This window comes from Streptomyces sp. NPDC088707 (genome assembly GCF_044752725.1).
GTDB lineage: Bacteria > Actinomycetota > Actinomycetes > Streptomycetales > Streptomycetaceae > Streptomyces.
Genome location: NZ_JBIVLV010000004.1, coordinates 210,021 through 228,523 on the forward strand (window position 1 = coordinate 210,021; position 18,503 = coordinate 228,523).

General features: G+C 71.2%; 20 protein-coding genes. 15 read left to right on the top strand and 5 right to left on the bottom strand.

All coding sequences use genetic code 11. The features are described from left to right. Positions 1–27 precede the first annotated feature (27 nt). Positions 28–462, top strand: coding sequence for a MarR family transcriptional regulator (locus tag ACIP84_RS14790; RefSeq protein ID WP_355963364.1), 435 nt, complete (start codon positions 28–30; stop codon positions 460–462). Between the two features lie 274 nt (positions 463–736). Then, positions 737–2,236, top strand: coding sequence for a DHA2 family efflux MFS transporter permease subunit (locus ACIP84_RS14795; protein ID WP_401798120.1), 1,500 nt, complete (start codon positions 737–739; stop codon positions 2,234–2,236). 229 nt (positions 2,237–2,465) lie between these two features. Here ACIP84_RS14795 and ACIP84_RS14800 read toward each other — a convergent pair whose 3' ends face one another. The 3 genes from ACIP84_RS14800 to ACIP84_RS14810 form a co-directional block, all read right to left on the bottom strand. Next, entirely contained in the window at positions 2,466–2,894 is a 429-nt protein-coding gene (locus tag ACIP84_RS14800; protein ID WP_401798121.1) for an STAS domain-containing protein, read from the bottom strand. Between the two features lie 272 nt (positions 2,895–3,166). Further along, on the bottom strand, positions 3,167–3,607 hold the full coding sequence (locus ACIP84_RS14805) for a VOC family protein (protein WP_401798122.1): 441 nt from the start codon (positions 3,605–3,607) through the stop codon (positions 3,167–3,169). 231 nt (positions 3,608–3,838) lie between these two features. Then, entirely contained in the window at positions 3,839–4,096 is a 258-nt protein-coding gene (locus ACIP84_RS14810) for a WhiB family transcriptional regulator (protein WP_401798123.1), read from the bottom strand. Between the two features lie 199 nt (positions 4,097–4,295). Here ACIP84_RS14810 and ACIP84_RS14815 point away from each other — a divergent pair, with 199 nt between their 5' ends. From ACIP84_RS14815 to ACIP84_RS14850, 8 genes are all read left to right on the top strand, one after another. Then, positions 4,296–5,105 (top strand): DUF1206 domain-containing protein, encoded by an 810-nt coding sequence (locus ACIP84_RS14815; protein WP_401798124.1) that lies wholly within the window; start codon positions 4,296–4,298, stop codon positions 5,103–5,105. 211 nt (positions 5,106–5,316) lie between these two features. After that, the gene (locus ACIP84_RS14820; protein ID WP_401798360.1) at positions 5,317–5,982 is read left to right on the top strand and encodes a HemK2/MTQ2 family protein methyltransferase; all 666 of its coding nucleotides are present in this window, start codon (positions 5,317–5,319) and stop codon (positions 5,980–5,982) included. Then, on the top strand, positions 5,972–6,301 hold the full coding sequence (locus ACIP84_RS14825; RefSeq protein ID WP_401798125.1) for a CDGSH iron-sulfur domain-containing protein: 330 nt from the start codon (positions 5,972–5,974) through the stop codon (positions 6,299–6,301). The genes ACIP84_RS14820 and ACIP84_RS14825 overlap by 11 nt, the downstream gene beginning before the upstream one ends. Beyond that, positions 6,298–7,368 carry an iron-containing redox enzyme family protein gene (locus ACIP84_RS14830; RefSeq protein ID WP_401798126.1) on the top strand — a complete coding sequence of 357 codons (1,071 nt, stop codon included), beginning with the start codon at positions 6,298–6,300 and terminating at the stop codon, positions 7,366–7,368. Before ACIP84_RS14825 ends, ACIP84_RS14830 begins: the two co-directional genes overlap by 4 nt. Before the next feature lie 65 nt (positions 7,369–7,433). Beyond that, positions 7,434–8,801: a mycothione reductase gene (locus tag ACIP84_RS14835; protein ID WP_401798127.1), complete on the top strand. Its 1,368-nt coding sequence runs from the start codon at positions 7,434–7,436 to the stop codon at positions 8,799–8,801. 68 nt (positions 8,802–8,869) lie between these two features. Beyond that, positions 8,870–9,358, top strand: coding sequence for a flavin reductase family protein (locus tag ACIP84_RS14840; RefSeq protein ID WP_401798128.1), 489 nt, complete (start codon positions 8,870–8,872; stop codon positions 9,356–9,358). A gap of 158 nt (positions 9,359–9,516) precedes the next feature. Then, positions 9,517–10,482: an LLM class F420-dependent oxidoreductase gene (locus ACIP84_RS14845; protein ID WP_401798129.1), complete on the top strand. Its 966-nt coding sequence runs from the start codon at positions 9,517–9,519 to the stop codon at positions 10,480–10,482. Between the two features lie 169 nt (positions 10,483–10,651). Further along, the gene (locus ACIP84_RS14850; protein ID WP_355963391.1) at positions 10,652–11,491 is read left to right on the top strand and encodes a class II glutamine amidotransferase; all 840 of its coding nucleotides are present in this window, start codon (positions 10,652–10,654) and stop codon (positions 11,489–11,491) included. A gap of 371 nt (positions 11,492–11,862) precedes the next feature. Here ACIP84_RS14850 and ACIP84_RS14855 read toward each other — a convergent pair whose 3' ends face one another. Together ACIP84_RS14855 and ACIP84_RS14860 are read right to left on the bottom strand one after the other, a co-directional pair. Further along, positions 11,863–12,009 carry a hypothetical protein gene (locus ACIP84_RS14855; protein WP_355963394.1) on the bottom strand — a complete coding sequence of 49 codons (147 nt, stop codon included), beginning with the start codon at positions 12,007–12,009 and terminating at the stop codon, positions 11,863–11,865. Positions 12,010–12,058: 49 nt separating this feature from the next. Then, positions 12,059–12,418 (bottom strand): PRC-barrel domain containing protein, encoded by a 360-nt coding sequence (locus tag ACIP84_RS14860; protein ID WP_401798130.1) that lies wholly within the window; start codon positions 12,416–12,418, stop codon positions 12,059–12,061. A gap of 191 nt (positions 12,419–12,609) precedes the next feature. Here ACIP84_RS14860 and ACIP84_RS14865 point away from each other — a divergent pair, with 191 nt between their 5' ends. The 5 genes from ACIP84_RS14865 (at position 12,610) to ACIP84_RS14885 (ending at position 18,364) form a co-directional block, all read left to right on the top strand. Further along, entirely contained in the window at positions 12,610–12,831 is a 222-nt protein-coding gene (locus tag ACIP84_RS14865) for a DUF6458 family protein (protein ID WP_355963397.1), read from the top strand. Between the two features lie 61 nt (positions 12,832–12,892). Next, positions 12,893–13,267, top strand: coding sequence for a PRC-barrel domain containing protein (locus ACIP84_RS14870; protein WP_355963399.1), 375 nt, complete (start codon positions 12,893–12,895; stop codon positions 13,265–13,267). 100 nt (positions 13,268–13,367) lie between these two features. After that, the gene (locus ACIP84_RS14875; protein WP_401798131.1) at positions 13,368–13,754 is read left to right on the top strand and encodes a hypothetical protein; all 387 of its coding nucleotides are present in this window, start codon (positions 13,368–13,370) and stop codon (positions 13,752–13,754) included. Between the two features lie 90 nt (positions 13,755–13,844). Then, a complete protein-coding gene (locus tag ACIP84_RS14880) occupies positions 13,845–13,985 on the top strand; it encodes a hydrophobic protein (protein ID WP_401798361.1) in 141 nt (46 codons plus the stop codon). A gap of 344 nt (positions 13,986–14,329) precedes the next feature. Then, positions 14,330–18,364, top strand: coding sequence for a HAMP domain-containing protein (locus tag ACIP84_RS14885; RefSeq protein WP_401798132.1), 4,035 nt, complete (start codon positions 14,330–14,332; stop codon positions 18,362–18,364). Positions 18,365–18,503: the final 139 nt, after the last annotated feature.

The following is an 18,503-nucleotide window of genomic DNA, read 5'->3' on the forward strand; positions in this document are numbered from 1 at the left end:
TCAAGTATCTGCGGTTAGAGTGAGCTCATGACAGAAGCTCTCCGCGCCGACACGGCCCAGCTCATGGAGCTGCTCTCCGTGTCGCTCGGCGTCTACTACGGCGATTTCACCGTCGCGGCGGCGAGCGAGAACCTCACGGCGAGCCAGGGCAAGGCTCTGACCGTGCTGCGCCGGGGACCCGCCGCGATGCGCTCCCTGGCCGAGACCATGACCTGCGACGCCTCCAACATGACCGGGATCATCGACCGGCTGGAGAAGCGAGGCCTGGTGCGCCGCGAGGCCGACGCCTCCGACCGGCGCGTCAAGAACGTCATCCTCACGGCCGAGGGCGAGCGCGTCACCGACGCGATCCGCGCGAAGATGCGCAGCACGCAGGAGGGCCTGGACAGGCTCAGCGACCAGGACCGGGACTCCCTGTACACCCTGCTCGAACGCGTCTTCGGCTCGAAGCCCGCCACGTGACGCCTGGCGCCTGGCGCCTGATGTCTGGCCTTTTGACGCCTGACGCCTGACGCCTGACGCCTGACGCCTGACATCTGACGCCTGACGTCTGACGCCTGGCCGCCCCGATGTGCCGTCGACGACGACGCTCCCCGGGTGCGCACGGGTCGGGAAATCGGATTGTGCTCGTGCGGCGCCACCGACAGGATCGGGAACACCATGAGTTCTTCCCGGCGCCACGATCCATCGGTGTGAGCTGCCACGCGCGGAGGACGCTCACACGACGGAAGGCACCATGCCCGCATCCCCCGCGACGCCCACCCTCGCGCCCGCCCACATCACCGCCGTACTGCGGATCCTCGTACTGTCCACGTTCGTCGTGCTCCTCAACGAGACGATCATGGTCAACGCGATCCCGCGGCTCATGCGCGAGTTCGAGGTCACCGCGGCAGCCGCAGGATGGCTGTCCACGTCCTTCATGCTCACCATGGCCGTCGTCATCCCGGTGACGGGATGGTTCCTGCAGCGCGTGACGACCCGGACCGCCTTCAGCCTGGCCATGGCGCTGTTCCTCGCCGGCACGGCTCTGGCCGCGGCCGCGCCCGCCTTCCCCGTGCTGCTGGCCGCCCGCGTCATCCAGGCCGGCGGCACCGCCGTCATGATGCCGCTGCTCATGACGACGCTGATGACCCTCGTACCCCCGCACGACCGCGGTCGGGTCATGGGCAACATCACCCTCGTCATCTCCGTCGCACCCGCGCTCGGCCCCGCGGTCTCCGGTGTGCTGCTGCAGCTGGGGTCATGGCGCCTGCTGTTCCTGGCCGTGCTGCCCATCGCCGGAGCGATGGCCGTCTTCGGACGGAGCAGACTGGTCAACATCGGCGAACCGCAGGCCGTCCCGATCGACTGGGTGTCCGTCCCCCTGGCGGCAGCGGGCTTCGGCTCCCTGGTCTACGGACTGAGCGGGCTCGGCGCCGGAGACGCGGCGCATGCCGTCCTGTCCCCGCCGGCCATGACGCTGGCCGGCGCCGTGCTGGTGGGCCTGTTCGTCTGGCGCCAGCTGGCACTCCAGCGCTCGTCCACGCCGCTCCTCGACCTGCGCGCCCTGACGTTTCGTCACTTCTCCGTGGCCCTCGCCCTGATGTGCCTGTCCTTCATGGCGCTCATGGGCGCGTTCGTGCTGCTGCCGATCTATCTGCAGGAGGTGCTCGGCCTGACCTCGTTGCAGACCGGGCTGCTCCTCATCCCGGGCGGCCTGACCATGGGCCTGCTCGGACCGCAGGTCGGCAAGCTCTACGACCGATTCGGCGCACCGCGTCTCGTCGTACCCGGCGCCGTACTCACCGCGCTCTGCCTCGCGCTGTTCGCTCTCACGGGCGAACAGACCTCGCCGTGGCTGGTGCTCGCCCTGCACGTGGTCCTGAGCGCGGGGATGGCGTTCGTCTTCACCCCCGTCTTCACCTCCGGTCTGTCCGTGCTGCCGCCGCACCTCTACCCCCACGGCTCCGCCATCCTCGGCTCGCTCCAGCAGGTCGCCGCCGCTGCCGGCACCGCCCTGGTGATCAGCGTCATGACGGGACACGCCGCCACGGCGGCGGCCGACGGCGCCGGCGCCACCGGCGCCCTGGCCACGGGCGTCCGCTGGGGATTCGGCATCGGGGCCGTACTCGGCACCGCGGCCGTGCTGATCGCGCTGCTGGTCCGCACGCCGCCCGCTCCGCAACAGCCCGCTGAGCCGGAGGCCCAGGACGAGGACGGCACCACGACGAACAAGACCGCCCCCACACCCGGCTGAGGAGCGGGTCGTCGGGGCCCGCAGCTCGGTGCGGGCCCCGACGTCCTTTCCCGGCTACGGATCTACGGAGTGGAGCAGGAGATCGACAGTGCGCCGCGGCAGTACAGCAGGGTTCTGCGGGGCGTGGGCCGGGCGGATCCGGCGCGGCGGCCGTGGCGAGGGGCGCGGGGTTCCCAATGAACCATGAGAACCGCTGCCAGCATCGGGCCGCACGTCATGAGTATGAACGTCATGACGTGGCCGCCGCCATCAGCGGGTCGGCCTGGGCCGCCGGCCGTCCTGAGATGTCGACCGCGGCCGCCGCCAGGAGGCGTCGAACGGCCCGGGAGCGGTTCGCGAGGGTGAGACGGCGTCCGCGCCGGGGCCACCAGTCGAGGACGGCGAGGAAGCTGGAGTCGCAGAACGCGACCCTCGCGGTGTCCAGTACGAGCCCGGTGTAGCCGTCGGCCGCCGCCGAGGCCAACAACGCCCGCAACGGCGCGACGCTGTAGCAGTCGATCTCCCCGACGAGGCGGACGACCAGGGTGGTGCCGAGCGTGGTGCAGGAGTCGACGACTATGACGCCGGGCGCGGCGTCCGCGCCCGAGTCGTGCACGACGGGAAGGGCGGGGGCGGCGAGCGAGGCGGGCAGTATCGGGGCTGTGCTTGAGGTACTCACAGACCCATCAACGCCTCGCATACGGTCCTGGGATTCGAGGCACGCGGCTCTTTCACCCCATCTGAGCAGCATCGATACCCAGCATGAGCGAAAGATGCCACCCGTACGGGTCAGACGGGGGAGCCTGTTCACCCGCTTCGCCGTGGTGGCAGCGGGAACGACTCAGGGGCCCCGGGTCGTGGGTCACACGGTGAGACCGCGGCCCTGGCGCGGACACCGCCGAAGACGTCGCACCTCACCTCGGGAGACCGGTGATCCTCCTCCGCGGCCTCTCAGCTCAGCTGCTCGGCCAGTCCGACGATGATGCCCTCGGGGCCACGGACGTAGCAGAGGAGAAAGCTGTCCTCGAACCGCGCGATCTCGCCGACGAGCGTGGCGCCGTGAGGGCGCAGGCGGGCGACGGTGTCCTCGATGTCGTCGACGGCGAACATGACGCGGTGTGTGCCCAGGACGTTGTGCGGCCGGTCACGCGGCCCGCCGTCGGTCGCCGCGGGGCTGCGGTACTTCGCCAGCTCGAGCCGGCTGAGGCCGTCGGGGGTCCGGACCATGGCGATCTCGCAGTGGACGCCTTCGAGTCCGGTGCACTGGTCGGCGAAGCGGCCCGTGACCTCACCTCTGCCCTCCAGCTCCATACCGAGTTCCACGAAGAACGCGACGGCGGCATCCATGTCGTCGACGACGATGCCGACGTTGTCCATCCGCTGGATCGCCATGCTGGTCTCTCCTTCTTCCTCGCGCGACCGGTGGTGGCCGCCGCCGATGCCCCGGGGACGGAGCCGGTGTCACGTTCTCGACATCCGTCCGTCCGCCCGCAGCCGCAGCCGCCGGCCAGTGGTCATGCGGCGGGGGAGAGAGGTCGATGCGCCACTCACTCACCATGGGCCACGGGGTGCGGCCCGGCCACCGGGTGCCCCGCCGAGACGGAGAACCGCTCGGGCGGTTCCTCACCGCGCCTTGACCGCCCGGTTGCGCAACCGCCGCTTCAGGGCACGGCGTTCGTTCTCGTCGAGACCGCCCCACACTCCTGTCACCTGGCGGGAGTCGTCCATGGCCCAGTCGAGACAGGCCTCTCGAACGGGGCAGCCACGGCAGATCCCCTTGGCCTCCTCGACCTGGACCAGAGCAGGTGCGCCGGTCCCCACCGGGAAGAAGAGGTCGGGGTCGACGTTCTGGCAGGCAGCGGATGCGCGCCAGCTGTCCATGTCATTCCTCCTGTCTGTGGGTGTCATGCTCTTCGGCTGACCGATCGGCGGCGCTTGAAACACTGTCAGCCCCGCGAGTACGCCCCCGTTGCGGCGCGACGACGTGTGGCGGTCCGGCCTGGTTCGGATCGGCGGGACGGGGCACGCGAAGGTTCCAACCCGAGGGGAGTGACCGGTGATGACCACAGGAGATTCGTCCATGAGCGCGGCGAGAAGAGCGGGCCGCGGGGAGGTCGTACGGGCAGGCGCGAGGGCGGGCTTCGTGGCGCGAGGGGTGCTCTACCTTCTCGTCGGCGCCCTGGCCGTACGTATCGGACTGACGGGCACGAGCGAGCAGGCCGACCGGGGCGGAGCCCTCGCGCAGGTCGTCTCGACCCCGTTCGGCTTCGTCCTGCTCTGGGCCCTCGGCATCGGCCTCGCCGGCATGGCGTTGTGGCGGCTCTCGGAGGCGGTCTTCGGGGCCGCCGGGCCCAAGGGCGACCGCCCTGGCAAGCGCGCTCTGTCCGGTGGCCGGTTCGTGTTCTACGCGGTCTCCTCCTTCTTCGTCCTGTCCTTCGCGACGGGGGACCGGGGCAGCGGCGCGGGGTCGACCGACCGGCAGAGCCACGACATCACGAGCCGTCTCCTGGCACTGCCCGGCGGTCCGTGGTGGGTGGGGGCGGTGGCCGCGGGCATCCTGGGCGCGGGGCTGTGGATCGGTGGCCGGGCCGTGCTGCGCAAGTACCGCAAGCATCTGGAACGGCACCGGATGTCCACGCTGCAGCGCCGCTTCATGGATGTGACGGGCACCGCGGGGGGCGTCGCGCGCGGGCTCGTGTTCGCCGCCGTCGGCTTCTTCGGTCTGAAGGCGTCGAGTCAGTCCGACCCGGGTGAGGCCAAGGGCATGGACGACGCGATCCGCTCGTTCGCACAGACCCCGGCGGGCCCGTGGCTCCTGGTCGCCGTCGCCGTCGGTCTCGCGCTCTTCGGCGCGTTCTCCTTCGGCCAGTCCAAGTGGCGCGAGGTCTGATCCGTCGTCCCCGCACAGGCAGGCGTAGTCGGCCCGTGCCCCATGCCCGTCGTCACTCCCCGTGTCCGTCGCCTTCCTGCGCGTCGAAAGATCGCCGCAGTGTGGATGAGCGGCCCCGCGCGGGGCAGTCGCAGCAGGGAACGCCGGTCGGCGCCGTCACGCCCACGATCGGTCCCGTCGATCATGGAGGTATCCCGTGTCCGGTACCACTCTGACCCTGGGCGCACGGCCAAGCGGGCTCATCGCCCTGCCGGGCGTCTACCAGCCGCAGGCGGACACACGTCTGCTCGCCCACGCCCTGGCCCAGGAGGACCTCGGGCCGGGAACCGAGGTGCTGGAGATCGGTACGGGCACCGGCGCACTCGCCCTCGATGCGGCTCGGCGACGGGCCCGGGTCACGGCGGTCGACGTCTCGTGGCCCGCCGTCGTCACAGCCCGTCTGAACGCCCTGCGCCAGAGACTGCCCCTGCGCGTCGTTCACGGCGACTTCGCGGCGCGCAGCGCGGGCCGCCGCTTCGACCTCGTCGTCTCCAATCCGCCCTATGTGCCGGCGCCGGACGTCCTGCTGCCCTCGCGAGGGCCGGAACGGGCCTGGGACGCCGGACCGGACGGGCGGGCAGTCGTCGATCGCATCTGCGCGAACGCTCCGGCGCTGCTCCGGCCCGGTGGGGTCCTGCTCCTGGTGCATTCACAGATGTGCGGGGCCCAGGAGACCGTGGACCGACTGACCGGGGCCGGCATGACCGCGGAAGTCACGGCCCGGGCCTCGGTGCCCTGGGGTCCGGTCCTGCGCTCGCGCCGGACCTGGCTGGCCCGGGTGGGCCTGGCGACCGAGGCCGAGGAGCGGGAAGAGCTGGTGGTCATCCGTGCACGCTGACTCCGACTCCCCGAAGACCCCCGGCGACGCCCGGAACACGCCCGGCGACGCCCCGAGCACCCCCGACGACGCCCGGAAAACCCCCCGCCCGGCCTGCGCGAAGGCGCCGGCCCACCGGGCGGCCAAGGACCCGAAGGGCCCCGCCCTGGTCGAGGGCCCGGTCGAGATGGTCCTCGACGACGGAACGGTCGCCCGCTCCGAGCGTTTCGTGGTGGCCCTCTGCACCTGCCGCCGCAGCCGCATCTACCCGTGGTGCGACACCAGCCACCGCCCCCGGGAGCGCGCCGTCCCGCCCTCCGAGGACAGGAATCCCTCATGACGCCCTCGATCACGAGCACCACGCCCACCGGAACCGATGCGAGCACTGCGGCCCCCGTCGGCTCCCGTCTGGTCGAACCGCGCGGCCCGCTGTCGGCCGCCGTCACCGAGGCCCTCCGGTCGCACGGCACCCCGGAGTACCGCCCGGGCGCCGTGCTGGCAGCCGACCCCTGGGGCGAGGACCTCCAGCTCGGCCTCTACCTCCTCTACGAGCTCCACTACCGCGGCTTCGACGGGGTGGACGACGACCGCGAATGGGACCCGGAGCTCCTCCGGCTGCGCCAGGCCATGGAAGCCCGCTTCCTGCACGCCCTGAGCACCGAACTGTCCGCCGCCCCCCGATCGGTCGAGGAGGCCTTCGCCCCGCTGCTCGTCGAGCCGCTGGACTCCGCCGGCAGTCTCAGCCGCCACTTGGAACGGAAGGGCGAGCTGTGGCAGTTGCGGGAGTACGCGGCGCTGCGCTCGCTCTACCACCTCAAGGAGGCCGACCCGCACGTCTGGGTGATCCCCCGCCTGCGGGGCCGGGCCAAGGCCGCGATGGCCGCCATCGAGTTCGACGAGTTCGGCGCCGGCCACCCCGACCGGATCCACGCCCGGCTCTTCGCCGACCTCATGGTGGACCTCGGCCTCGACCCCACGTACGGCCGCTACCTGGACCAGGCCCCCGCCCCGCTGCTCGCCACCGTCAACCTGATGTCCCTCTTCGGGCTCCACCGGTCCCACCGGGGTTTCCTCGTCGGGCACTTCGCCTGCGTCGAGGTGACCTCCTCGCCCGGCTCCAGGCGCCTCGCCAAGGCGATGCGGCGCTGTGGGGCAGGACCGGCAGCCGAGCGCTTCTACGACGAGCACGTCGAGGCGGACGCCGTGCACGAGCAGGTCGTGCGCCATGAGGTCATCGGCGGACTGCTCGCGGACGAGCCGGACCTGGAGGCCGACATCGCCTTCGGCTGCGCGGCCACCGTCCATCTGGAGGACCGCCTCGCGGAGCACATCGGCGCCGCCTGGGCCGAGGGACGCAGCGCGTTGCGCACGCCTCTGAGCACACGGACCCGGGAGCGTGCCGAGTGAACGATTCCGACGTAGGCCGGTGCGTCAGCGCACCGGCCCGGGAACGAGCCTCGTACGCTGGCCGGATGCGTCACCACGATCTTGTCGTCATCGGTGCGGGATCCGGCAACGCGGTGGTCGACGACTCGTTCGCCGATCTGGACGTGGCGATCGTCGAGGAACGCTGGTTCGGCGGCACCTGTCTCAACTTCGGGTGCATCCCGAGCAAGATGCTCGCGTACACCGCGCAGGTCGCCCGGACCGTACGGGAGGCCGGGGCGTACGACGTGGACGCCGAGCTGCGGGCGGTGCGCTGGCGCCAGGTGCGCGACCGGGTCTTCGGGCGGCTGGACGCCGAACGGGACAGCGGCCGTCGGGGGCGCGTGGAGCAGGACTCGGTCACCGTGTACGAGGGCAGCGCCCGGTTCACCGGGCCCAGGAGCCTGCGGATCGAGGGTGAACACGGGACCGTCGACGTCAGCGCCGGGCAGATCGTCGTCGCGGCGGGCAGCAGACCCGTGGTCCCCGGGCCCGTCGCGGAGGCGGGCCTGCCGTACGAGACGTCCGACACCATCATGCGCGTCGACGCTCCGCCGCGGCGCCTGGCCATCCTCGGCGGCGGATACATCGCCGCGGAGTTGGCCGAGGTGTTCGCACAGACGGGTTGCTCCGTCACCGTCGTTGAGAAGGAGAAGCGCCTGCTCGGCCCCCAGGACGAGACCGTCGCGGAGCGCTTCACGGACCTGGTCCGCTCGCGCTACGACCTCAGGCTCGGCCGGGAGCTCACAGCGGTCGGCGGCCGGCCGGGCGCGCTGCGGCTGAGCCTGGACGACGGATCGACGGTCGACGCGGACATGCTGCTCGTCGCCGTGGGCCGGGCCCCGAACAGCGACCGGCTGAACGTGGAAGCGGCCGGCATCGCCACCCACGACGACGGCCGGGTGCGCGTCGACCGACATCAGCGCACCACCGCCGAAGGCGTCTTCGCCCTGGGGGACATCTGCTCTCCGGTGCCCCTCAAGCACGTCGCCAATCGTGAGGCCAAGGTCGTCGCCCACAACCTCCGCCACCCCGACGACCTCATCGCCGTCGACCACGACCTGGTACCCGCGGCGGTCTTCACCCAGCCCCAGATCGCCTCGCTCGGCGCCACCGAGCAGGACTGCCGCGACAGGGGCCTGGACTACGTCGTGGGCCTGGCCGGCTACGGCGACGTCGCCTACGGCTGGGCGATGGAGGACACCACCGGATTCTGCAAGGTGCTGGCCGAGCCCGGCACGGGCCGTCTGCTCGGCGCCCATCTGATGGGCGCCGAGGCCTCGACACTCATCCAGCCCCTCGTACTGGCGGCGACACTCGGAATCGACGCCACCACCCTCGCCGAGTCCCCGTACTGGATCCACCCCGCGCTCACCGAGGTCGTGGAGAACGCCCTGCTCGACCTCGGTCTGTGAGACCCGCGGCGCCGGAGGAGACCCCGGCCGCCCCCAGGACCATGCCACGCGGAAGCACAGGAGGCGCCATGACGGACGCGGATCCCTTCACCGACGCACTCGACGGCCCGATGTACGTCGTCACTGCCGCGTCCGGCGGAGAGCGGGCGGGCTGCCTGGTGGGTTTCGCCTCGCAGTGCTCCATCGACCCTCCGAGGTTCGCGGTGTGGCTGTCGGTGGCCAACCACACGTACCGCGTCGCGTGCGAGGCCGAGTACCTCACCGTGCATCTGCTCCACCGGGACGAGCGGGCGCTCGCGGCCCTCTTCGGAGAGGAGACGGGCGACCGGGTCGACAAGTTCGCCGAGGTCGGGTGGCGGCCCGGGGAGGGTGGCAGCCCGGTCCTGGAGGAGCCGACCACCTGGTTCACCGGCCGGATCGAGGGGCGTATCGAGGGCGGCGACCACGTGGGATTCCTCCTGGCGCCCGTGGCGGTGTGCCCGCCGACCGTGGGCCCACCGCCCGTGCTGCTCCGCTTCCGGGAGGTACGGGACCTGGATGCGGGCCACCCGGCCTGAGGCCACGGACGGCGCGGGGGACCGGTACGGCGTGATCCGCCCGGTCGACGCGAACCGCGGCCCACCCCTGCCCCACCCGTCCGCCCCGCCCCACCTGGTCCGCCCCGAAGGGAACGGCCGACACGTTTCAGGGGGACCGAAGCGGAAAGCCGCCCGGTATGGTGCGAATCGGATACACGATGATGACCGAGCAGGCCGGCCCCCGGGAGCTGGTCGACCATGTGGTGAAGGCGGAGCGGGCGGGATTCGACTTCTCCGTCATCTCCGACCACTCCTTCCCCTGGCTGGAGGCCCAAGGACACGCGCCGTACGCGTGGAGCGTGCTGGGCGCCGCCGCGCAGGCGACCTCCCGGATCCCGCTCATGACGTACGTGACCTGCCCGACGTTCCGCTACCACCCCGCGGTGGTCGCCCAGAAGGCGGCCACGATGCAGCTCCTGTCCCAGGGCCGCTTCCGGCTGGGCCTCGGGTCGGGCGAGAACCTCAACGAACACATCGTCGGCGCGGGCTGGCCCGCCGCCTCTGTCCGCCTGGAGATGCTCGAAGAGGCCGTGGAGATCATCCGTTCCCTGTTCGCCGGCGGGTACGTCAGCCACCACGGCCCCCACTACGACGTGGAGAACGCCAGAATCTGGGACCTCCCCGACGAGCCGCCCCCGATCGGGATCGCCGCCTCCGGAGACCGCTCCTGCGAGATCGCCGGCCTCCACGGCGACCTGCTCATCGCCACCGAGCCGAAGCAGGAGCTGCCGACCGCGTTCGGCGCGTACGGAGGCGCGGGCAAACCGTGCGTGGGCCAGCTCCCGGTGTCGTACGACCCCGACCGGGATGCGGCGGTGGCCCGGGCCCACGACCAGTTCCGCTGGGCACTCGGTGGCTGGAAGGTCAACGCCGAACTCCCCGGCCCCGCAAGCTTCGACCAGGCCTCGCAGCACACCAGGCCCGAGGACGTCGCGGACGCCGTCCCCTGCGGCGACGACGTGGATGTCTTCGTCGACGCGGTACGCCCCTACGTCGACGCCGGTTTCACCGAGATCGCCCTGGTCCAGGTAGGCGGCGACCGACAGGAACCCTTCCTGGACTGGGCTGAGACGAAGCTCCTGCCGGCCTTGCGGGAGCTGTGAGCGGTATGTCCGGCACAGCCGCCGGGCCAGGCCCCGCGGGGCCTGGCCCGACGGCTGTGGCTCGGTGCACGTTCCGTCACCGGGCTCACGCGAGGCGGAACGACCCGAAGCCCGTGACAGCAGTGACCGGCGTAGGCTCGGAACAGCCCTCGAAGGAGATGTGGTCCGTATGTGCCGCTGGCTGGCGTACTCCGGTTCGCCCCTCCTGCTCGACGCCGTGCTCTACCGGCCGGAACACTCCCTGATCAACCAGAGCCTCCATGCCCGGATGGGGGTCGAGTCGACCAACGGTGACGGGTTCGGAGTCGGTTGGTACGGCTCTGACGGCGACGGGACGCCCGCGATCTTCCGCGACGTCGGACCGGCCTGGAACAACCGCAACCTGCAAGAACTCGCGTCGCATGTCCGATCCTCCCTGTTCTTCGCCCACGTCCGTGCTTCCACGGGCTCCGCGGTCCAGCAGACGAACTGCCATCCTTTCCGGCACGGTCGCTGGCTGTGGATGCACAACGGGGCCATCGGGGACTTCCCCCGGCTGCAGAGGGACCTGTGCATGGCCGTCGACCCGGTGCTCTTCCCCTTCATGGAAGGTTCGACGGACTCCGAGGTGATGTTCTACCTGGCCGTCACCTTCGGCCTCGATCAGGACGTCCCGGGAGCGGTCGCCCGCATGGCCGGCCTGGTCGAGAGCCTCGGCGAGAGACACGGCGTGGCGGAACCCCTGCAGATGACGGTCGCGGTGAGCGACGGAGAGCGCGTATGGGCCTTTCGCTATTCCAGTCAGGGAAAGGCCCGCTCGCTCTTCTACAGCAGCAGGGCCGAGACCGTACGGCGTCTTCACCCTGAGCTGGACTACCTGAGGGAGATCTCCGACGAGACCCGCATCGTCGTCTCCGAGCCCCTGGGGGACCTGCCGGGTGTGTGGAACGAACTGCCGGAGGCGAGCTACACCGTCGTTCCGTCGGGCTCGGCCGCGGACTACGTTCCGTTCTCGCCGAGACCGTTGTGACACCGGTGCGCCGGGCGGGGACCCGGCGCGTGTCCGGGGAGGCGTGTGGCGCACCGCCAGGCTCGTGCCGCCGCCTGCCGGGCAACGCGCCCCCCGCCTGTCCCGCCTCCTCCGCAGGTGTACATCCCGTCTGACAGGGCAGCCGCCCGTTGGGGCGCGCGCGCTCCGAAAGCCGCCGCCCGGTCCTTCCCCCCTTCCGGGCGGCGGCGCGGTGCCACGGGCGGCTTCAGCCGGCTTCCCCTCGGGCTGAGCAGCCGAATGCCCCCATCCCCACCCCTGACCCCGGCGGGCGCCGGACGCGGCGACGCCCCGCGCAGTAGCAGCGCGGGGCGTCGCCGTTCCACCGGCCTGCCGTGCCGGGCGTGCGGCCGTCAGTGGCGGCCGCGGAGCTTGGTGAGAAGGCGCTGCACCTGGGTACGCCTGCGGGGGTCGGCGGCGGCCCGGCGGACGGACGCCGCCGCGCTGCGGCCCTGCGGGCTGTGGGCGAATCGCTTGATACGGGTCAGTATTGCGCTCACGGGAATCTCCTTGGTTCGCACGTGCGGGGCGTGCCCGCGGGGGGATCGCCTATCGGAAGAACGCCAGGTAGTAGTCGACCAGCCCCATCCGGTGGGGCTCGTCGTCGTCCCGGTCGCGGTCGGGCCCCAGTTCGAACTGCGGGGCGTCCTCGATCTGCTGCTTGGAGCAGGCGATGGCGAGCCTCTCCCCATCGGGGTCGACCGCGGTCACGACCCCCGCAGGAACGATGACGCGTCTGCCGGGGATCCAGGGGGCCGTGTCCAGCACCACATGGGCGCGCCCGGCCGTGGGCTCGTACGTGTCGACCGTGCCCGCGAACCCGTCCGTGGCCTCGACCCTGTACCCGGTCAGGTCGAGACGCGCCGCATGGGCCGCGGTCGCCCCATAGGTCCAGATGTCGTGCGCCATGGCTGTCTTCCTTCCGTCGAGGGCGAGTGCCGCCGGGCTTCGTGTTCTGTCACTCCGTGTTGCCCGCCGTCGCCGTTCCACACCCACCGGATCCGCCGGACCGCGAACCTGGCTGTGCCCGGCACGAGCTGCATGATCCCGGGAGAGCCGGGTACGCGGACGCTGTCCACCCCTTCTGGGAGGTAGCAATCATGGGTCTGGGACTGTTCATCATCATGATCGCCGTCGGCGCCATCCTCACCTTCGCGTCCGACTGGGAGCTCGAAGCCGTCGACCTCGACCTGGTCGGGCTGATCCTCATGGCGGTCGGCTTCCTCGGAACCGCCGTGTACACGAGCGTGCTGCGCCGCCGCCGGATGGTGGTTCCGCCCGTGGCGCCCACGGTCACCGACGACCGGCGTGACCTGCTCTGACGCGGCCCGCGCGTTCGATGCCGTGACAGACACGACGTACAACGACAGAGGAGTGACAGTGATGACCGATCGCATCTGGTCCTACGGCACGGAGTCCGGCCACCTGGCGGGCGTCGACCTCGTCGGGTGGCGGGTCGAAGCGTCGGACGGACACATCGGCAAGGTCGACAAGCACTCCGACGAGGTGGACGACGCCTATCTGGTCGTCGACACGGGCGTCTGGATCTTCGGCAAGGAGGCCCTGATCCCGGCGAGCGCGGTGGCCCGCGTGGACCTGGAGGACTACACGATCCACCTCGCGCTGTCCAAGGAACAGGTGAAGGACGCACCCGAGTTCGTCTCCGACAAGCACCTCGCGGACCGGCAGTACCGCGAGGAGATCACCCAGTACTACCGCACCGGTGGACCCTTCTCGGGTGGCACCGGTGCCCTCTGACAAACCCGGGTTCGTACCTGGTCACACGGCGGCGGCACGAGGACCCCGCCCGGTACGACGCGTCAGGTTTGCCCCCGGCATATCCGGTGAGACGGGTCTCATGAATGCTTCGGAGAAGAGCGGACAGAACACGATCCCCTGGACCAGGCTGTACGCCGTGCCGGACTACCCCGACGTCACGGAGACGTACGACCCCGATACGGCGGAGACGTACGACCCCGACGCGGCGGACATCCACGTGGCCCTGGGGGAGCTGTCCGCCCTTCCCGCCCCGTTCCCCGAGAAGGCCCGCACGGCCGCCCAGGCCGCCCGCGGCACCGGGAACACCCTGTGGACCACCGTCCGCGCGCACAAGGCGATGACGGCGGGTGCCGCCGCTGGCACGGTGGCCGCGCTCACCCTCGCGTACGCGCTGGGACGGCGATCGCGGCGAGCGCGGCGACGTGGCCTCGGGCCGGTGGTCCTGCTCCTCGAACGCCGCTCCTGAGGGGCGAGACCCCTCCTTCCCGGCGGCGGGTACACCTCGTACCCCCTCAGGACGGCCCCTTCGCCACCGTCCTTCCCGCTTCTCGTTCTCCTGCTCGCCCCGCTGCTCCCCGGCCTCGGCTTCGCGGTCAAGGCGCTCTGGTGGATCGCCGTCCTCGTCCTGTGGCTGCTGGGCTTCGTGGCCCGGCCCAAGGGCGGCACGGGCCGCTGGTACCGCTGGTACCGCTGGTAGGCGACCCCGGTCGTCCACCGGAGGTGTGGACCCGTCCCCCGGTACGAACGAGCCCGGCACGCTCCGAACGGAGTGTGCCGGGCTCGTCCGCGTGCTCGGGCGGCCGGTGCCGACGCGTCCTCACGGAACCCTCCCGCAGCCCCGGGGGACCCGTGCGGACGGCGTGTTCCAGCCGCGTGACGTGGCACCGCCCTCCACTCGTCGATCACGGAGAGGTAGTGTCGTCATCATTGCCGTACGGCAACGATCACGGCCGGAGTCGTCTTGGGGGAGCGGGCGTCCGGCTCTGTGACCGGGACCGAACGGTCCGTAAGCGCAGGCTTGTTGCGGAACGAGGATGGGGCATGTCTGAGACGACGACCGAAGGCTCCTCGACCTGGGTGGAGCCCGGGCCGGCCGCGGTGGGCGAGCCCGAGCTGCGACAGCTCCTCGCCGGACTCACGGCGGTGCGGGACGGTGATTTCGGCACCCGTCTGCCCGACGAGGCGGACGGCCTGATGGGCGAGATCTCCATGGTCTTCAACGGGATGGTCGACCAGCTCTCCCTGTTCACCTCCGAGGTGACGAGGGTCGCACGCGAGGTCGGAACGGAGGGGACGCTGGGCGGGCAGGCCGCGGTGCCCGGAGTCTCCGGGACCTGGGCCGACCTCACCGACTCGGTGAACGCGATGGCCGGCAACCTCACCACCCAGGTCCGGGACATCGCCCAGGTGGCCACCGCGGTCGCCAGGGGAGACCTCTCCCAGAAGATCGACGTGGACGCGCGCGGCGAGATCCTGGAGCTCAAGAACACCATCAACACGATGGTCGACCAGCTCTCCTCCTTCGCCGACGAGGTCACGCGGATGGCCCGTGACGTGGGCACGGAGGGCATCCTCGGCGGACAGGCGGACGTGAAGGGTGCTTCCGGCACCTGGCGCGACCTGACCGACTCCGTCAACTCCATGGCGGGCAACCTCACCGCTCAGGTGAGGGCGATCGCCCATGTCGCCACCGCGGTCGCCACCGGCGACCTGTCGAAGAAGGTCGACGTCGACGCCCGCGGCGAGATCCTGGAGCTGAAGACGACCATCAACACGATGGTCGACCAGCTCTCGGCCTTCGCCGACGAGGTGACCCGCGTCGCCCGCGAGGTGGGCACCGAGGGCAACCTCGGCGGGCAGGCCACCGTCCGGGGCGCCTCGGGCACCTGGAAGGACCTGACGGACAACGTCAACGTGATGGCGTCCAACCTCACCGGGCAGGTGCGTTCGATCGCCCAGGTCGCCACCTCCGTGGCCCGCGGTGACCTCTCCCGCCGGATCACCGTGGAGGCCAAGGGCGAGGTCGCCGCGCTCGCCGACACCATCAACACCATGGTGGACACGCTGTCGGCGTTCGCCGACGAGGTGACCCGCGTCGCCCGCGAGGTGGGCACCGAGGGCCGGCTCGGCGGCCAGGCCCGGGTGCCGAACGTGGCCGGTACCTGGAAGGACCTCACCGACAACGTCAACTCCATGGCGAACAACCTGACCGGCCAGGTCCGGAACATCGCCCAGGTCACCACCGCCGTCGCCAACGGCGACCTCTCCAAGAAGATCGACGTCGACGCCCGCGGCGAGATCCTCGAACTCAAGACGACCATCAACACGATGGTCGACCAGCTGTCCGCCTTCGCCGCCGAGGTCACCCGCGTCGCCCGTGAGGTCGGCAGCGAGGGACGGCTCGGGGGACAGGCCGAGGTCGAGGGCGTCTCCGGGACCTGGAAGCGGCTGACCGAGAACGTCAACGAGCTGGCCGGCAACCTCACCCGGCAGGTTCGCGCCATCGCCGAGGTCGCGAGCGCCGTCGCCGAGGGCGACCTCACCCGCTCGATCACCGTCGAGGCCTCGGGCGAGGTGGCCGAGCTCAAGGACAACATCAACGCGATGGTCGGCTCGCTGCGCGAGACGACGCGGGCCAACCAGGAACAGGACTGGCTGAAGTCCAGCCTGGCCCGGATCTCCGCCCTGATGCAGGGCCACCGGGACCTGGCCGTCGTCGCCGACCTCGTCATGGACGAGCTGACCCCGCTCGTCGCCGCCCAGTACGGCGCCTTCTACCTGGCAGAGGAGGGATCGGCCGGCGTCGAACTCGGCCTCGTCGGCTCCTACGGCCGACCCGCCGGAAACCAGGACCGCGACCGCTTCCGGCTGGGCGAGTCGCTCGTGGGACAGGCCGCCCGCAGCCGCCGCACCATCGCCGCCGAGAAAGTCCCCGCCGACTACGTCCACGCCGACCACGTCACGATCTCCTCGGGACTCGGCAGCACGGCCCGGGGCAGCCTCGTGGTGCTGCCGGTCGTCGTCGAGGACCAGGTGCTGGGCGTCATCGAGCTCATGTCCTTCAGCCCCTTCACCTCCGTGCACCGGGACTTCCTCGAGCAGCTCATGGAGACGGTGGGAGTCAATCTCAGCACCATCGTCGCCAACGCCCGCACCGACGAACTGCTCGACGAGTCCCAGCGGCTGGCGGGCGAACTCCGCTCGCGCACCGAGGAACTCCAGGTGCGGCAGGAGGAGCTCCAGCGCTCCAACGCCGAACTGGAGGAGAAGGCGGCCCTGCTCGTCACCCAGAACCGCGACATCGAGGCCAAGAACCTGCAGATCGAGCAGGCCCGGCAGGAGCTCGAGGACCGCGCACAGCAGCTCGCGCTGGCCTCCACGTACAAGTCCGAGTTCCTGGCGAACATGAGCCACGAACTGCGCACCCCGCTCAACAGCCTGCTGATCCTGGCCCAGTTGCTGGCCCAGAACCCGACCCGCAACCTGACGGCCAAGCAGGTCGAGTACGCCGGCATCATCCACTCCGCCGGGTCCGACCTGCTGCAGCTGATCAACGACATCCTCGACCTGTCCAAGGTCGAGGCCGGGAAGATGGACCTCAACCCGGAGCGCGTGCCCCTGCGCAGGCTCCTCGACTACGTCGAGGCCACCTTCCGTCCCCTCACCACGCAGAAGAGCCTCGCCTTCTCGGTCGCCACGGCCGCCGGTGTCCCCGTCGACCTGGTCACCGACGACTCCCGGCTCCGGCAGGTGCTGCGGAACCTGCTCTCGAACGCCGTCAAGTTCACCGAGCACGGCAGCGTCGAGCTCCGCATCGAACCGGCGGCGGACAACGAGCTTCCCGTGTCGGTCCACCGGGGCGGCCCCGTCGTCGCCTTCCGCGTGACGGACACCGGCATCGGCATCGCCCCCGAGAACCTGGAGGCCATCTTCGGCGCCTTCCAGCAGGCAGACGGGACGACCAACCGGAAGTACGGGGGCACCGGACTGGGCCTCTCCATCAGCCGCGAGATCGCGTATCTGCTCGGCGGTGCCCTCACGGTCACCAGCGTGGCCGGCGAGGGGAGCACCTTCAGCTTCTACCTGCCCGTCACCCGTACCGACTTCCAGGAGAAGCCCGACCCCGCCGTCCGTCCGGCGGAGGCCGCCGAGGTCCCGGCACCGGCCCGGGGCACCTCTCCCGCGCTGCCCGCCGGGCCCGGCGCGGCTGCGGGCGTGCCGACGCGGCGGCTCCTCGTGATCGAGGAGCGCCCGCGCGGACTCCTCGCCGTCGTCGCCGAGAACGCGGTCGCCCAACTCTCCGCCGACGGGGGGCACGCCGAGCGGACGGACATCGAACTGATCGCGGTCGTCGGCCCTCAGGAGGCCGCCACCGCGCTCGCCACCCAGCCGTTCCACTGCGTCGTGCTCGACGTCGACATGGCGGACGGCGACGCCCTGCGCTTCCTGGACGCCATGGACGGCGACGAGGCCTTGCGCACCGTTCCCGTCCTCGCCCACAACAACCGCCGGCTTCCCGCCGACGAGGAGGGCGCCCTGCAGGACCTGGCCCGCCGCCGTCCGCTGGAACTCCTCTCCAGCCTCGACGAACTGCGCGAGCGGATCGCCCTGCACCTGTCGGCCGAGCAGCCCGGTGACGTCGTGCCCCTGGTCCGCGGGGACCACTGGGCCCCGGCACCCCAGGCCATCGACACCACGCTGCACGGCAGGACCGTCCTGGTGGTCGACGACGACGCCCGCAACCTCTACGCCCTCACCGGCATCCTGGAGCTGCACGGCGTCACGGTGCTGCACGCCGAGAACGGCCGGAAGGGCATCGAGACGCTCCTGGCGAACCCGGCCGTCTCCCTCGTCCTGATGGACGTGATGATGCCCGAGATGGACGGCTACACGGCGACGGCACAGATCAGGCAGCTGCCGCAGTACGCGGAACTGCCCGTGATCGCGGTCACCGCCAAGGCCATGCCGGGCGACCGCGAGAAGAGCCTCGCGTCGGGCGCCAGCGATTACGTGACCAAGCCCGTCGACGCCGACGAGCTCATCGCCTGCGTCGGCCGCTGGCTGAACGATGGCTAGTCCCGCGACCGTCCCCGTCGGGCCGTCCCGCACGCCGCGACGCGCCCCGCGCCGCTCCGGCGCACCAAGTCCCCGTCCGCGCGACGGCCGCGCGGCCGTCCTGACCGAGGAGTCGCTTACGTGAGTGGCCCCCGCTTCC

Excerpts from the sequence above, each read along its gene's own strand:
- ACIP84_RS14805 (WP_401798122.1), bottom strand. The coding sequence starts at position 3,607 with ATGGCGATCCAGCGGATGGACAACGTCGGCATCGTCGTCGACGACATG.
- ACIP84_RS14835 (WP_401798127.1), top strand. The coding sequence starts at position 7,434 with ATGCGTCACCACGATCTTGTCGTCATCGGTGCGGGATCCGGCAACGCG.
- ACIP84_RS14845 (WP_401798129.1), top strand. The coding sequence starts at position 9,517 with ATGGTGCGAATCGGATACACGATGATGACCGAGCAGGCCGGCCCCCGG.
- ACIP84_RS14885 (WP_401798132.1), top strand. The coding sequence starts at position 14,330 with ATGTCTGAGACGACGACCGAAGGCTCCTCGACCTGGGTGGAGCCCGGG.
- ACIP84_RS14795 (WP_401798120.1), top strand. The coding sequence starts at position 737 with ATGCCCGCATCCCCCGCGACGCCCACCCTCGCGCCCGCCCACATCACC.
- ACIP84_RS14815 (WP_401798124.1), top strand. The coding sequence starts at position 4,296 with ATGAGCGCGGCGAGAAGAGCGGGCCGCGGGGAGGTCGTACGGGCAGGC.
- ACIP84_RS14865 (WP_355963397.1), top strand. The coding sequence starts at position 12,610 with ATGGGTCTGGGACTGTTCATCATCATGATCGCCGTCGGCGCCATCCTC.
- ACIP84_RS14850 (WP_355963391.1), top strand. The coding sequence starts at position 10,652 with ATGTGCCGCTGGCTGGCGTACTCCGGTTCGCCCCTCCTGCTCGACGCC.
- ACIP84_RS14830 (WP_401798126.1), top strand. The coding sequence starts at position 6,298 with ATGACGCCCTCGATCACGAGCACCACGCCCACCGGAACCGATGCGAGC.
- ACIP84_RS14840 (WP_401798128.1), top strand. The coding sequence starts at position 8,870 with ATGACGGACGCGGATCCCTTCACCGACGCACTCGACGGCCCGATGTAC.
- ACIP84_RS14875 (WP_401798131.1), top strand. The coding sequence starts at position 13,368 with ATGAATGCTTCGGAGAAGAGCGGACAGAACACGATCCCCTGGACCAGG.
- ACIP84_RS14860 (WP_401798130.1), bottom strand. The coding sequence starts at position 12,418 with ATGGCGCACGACATCTGGACCTATGGGGCGACCGCGGCCCATGCGGCG.
- ACIP84_RS14790 (WP_355963364.1), top strand. The coding sequence starts at position 28 with ATGACAGAAGCTCTCCGCGCCGACACGGCCCAGCTCATGGAGCTGCTC.
- ACIP84_RS14810 (WP_401798123.1), bottom strand. The coding sequence starts at position 4,096 with ATGGACAGCTGGCGCGCATCCGCTGCCTGCCAGAACGTCGACCCCGAC.
- ACIP84_RS14870 (WP_355963399.1), top strand. The coding sequence starts at position 12,893 with ATGACCGATCGCATCTGGTCCTACGGCACGGAGTCCGGCCACCTGGCG.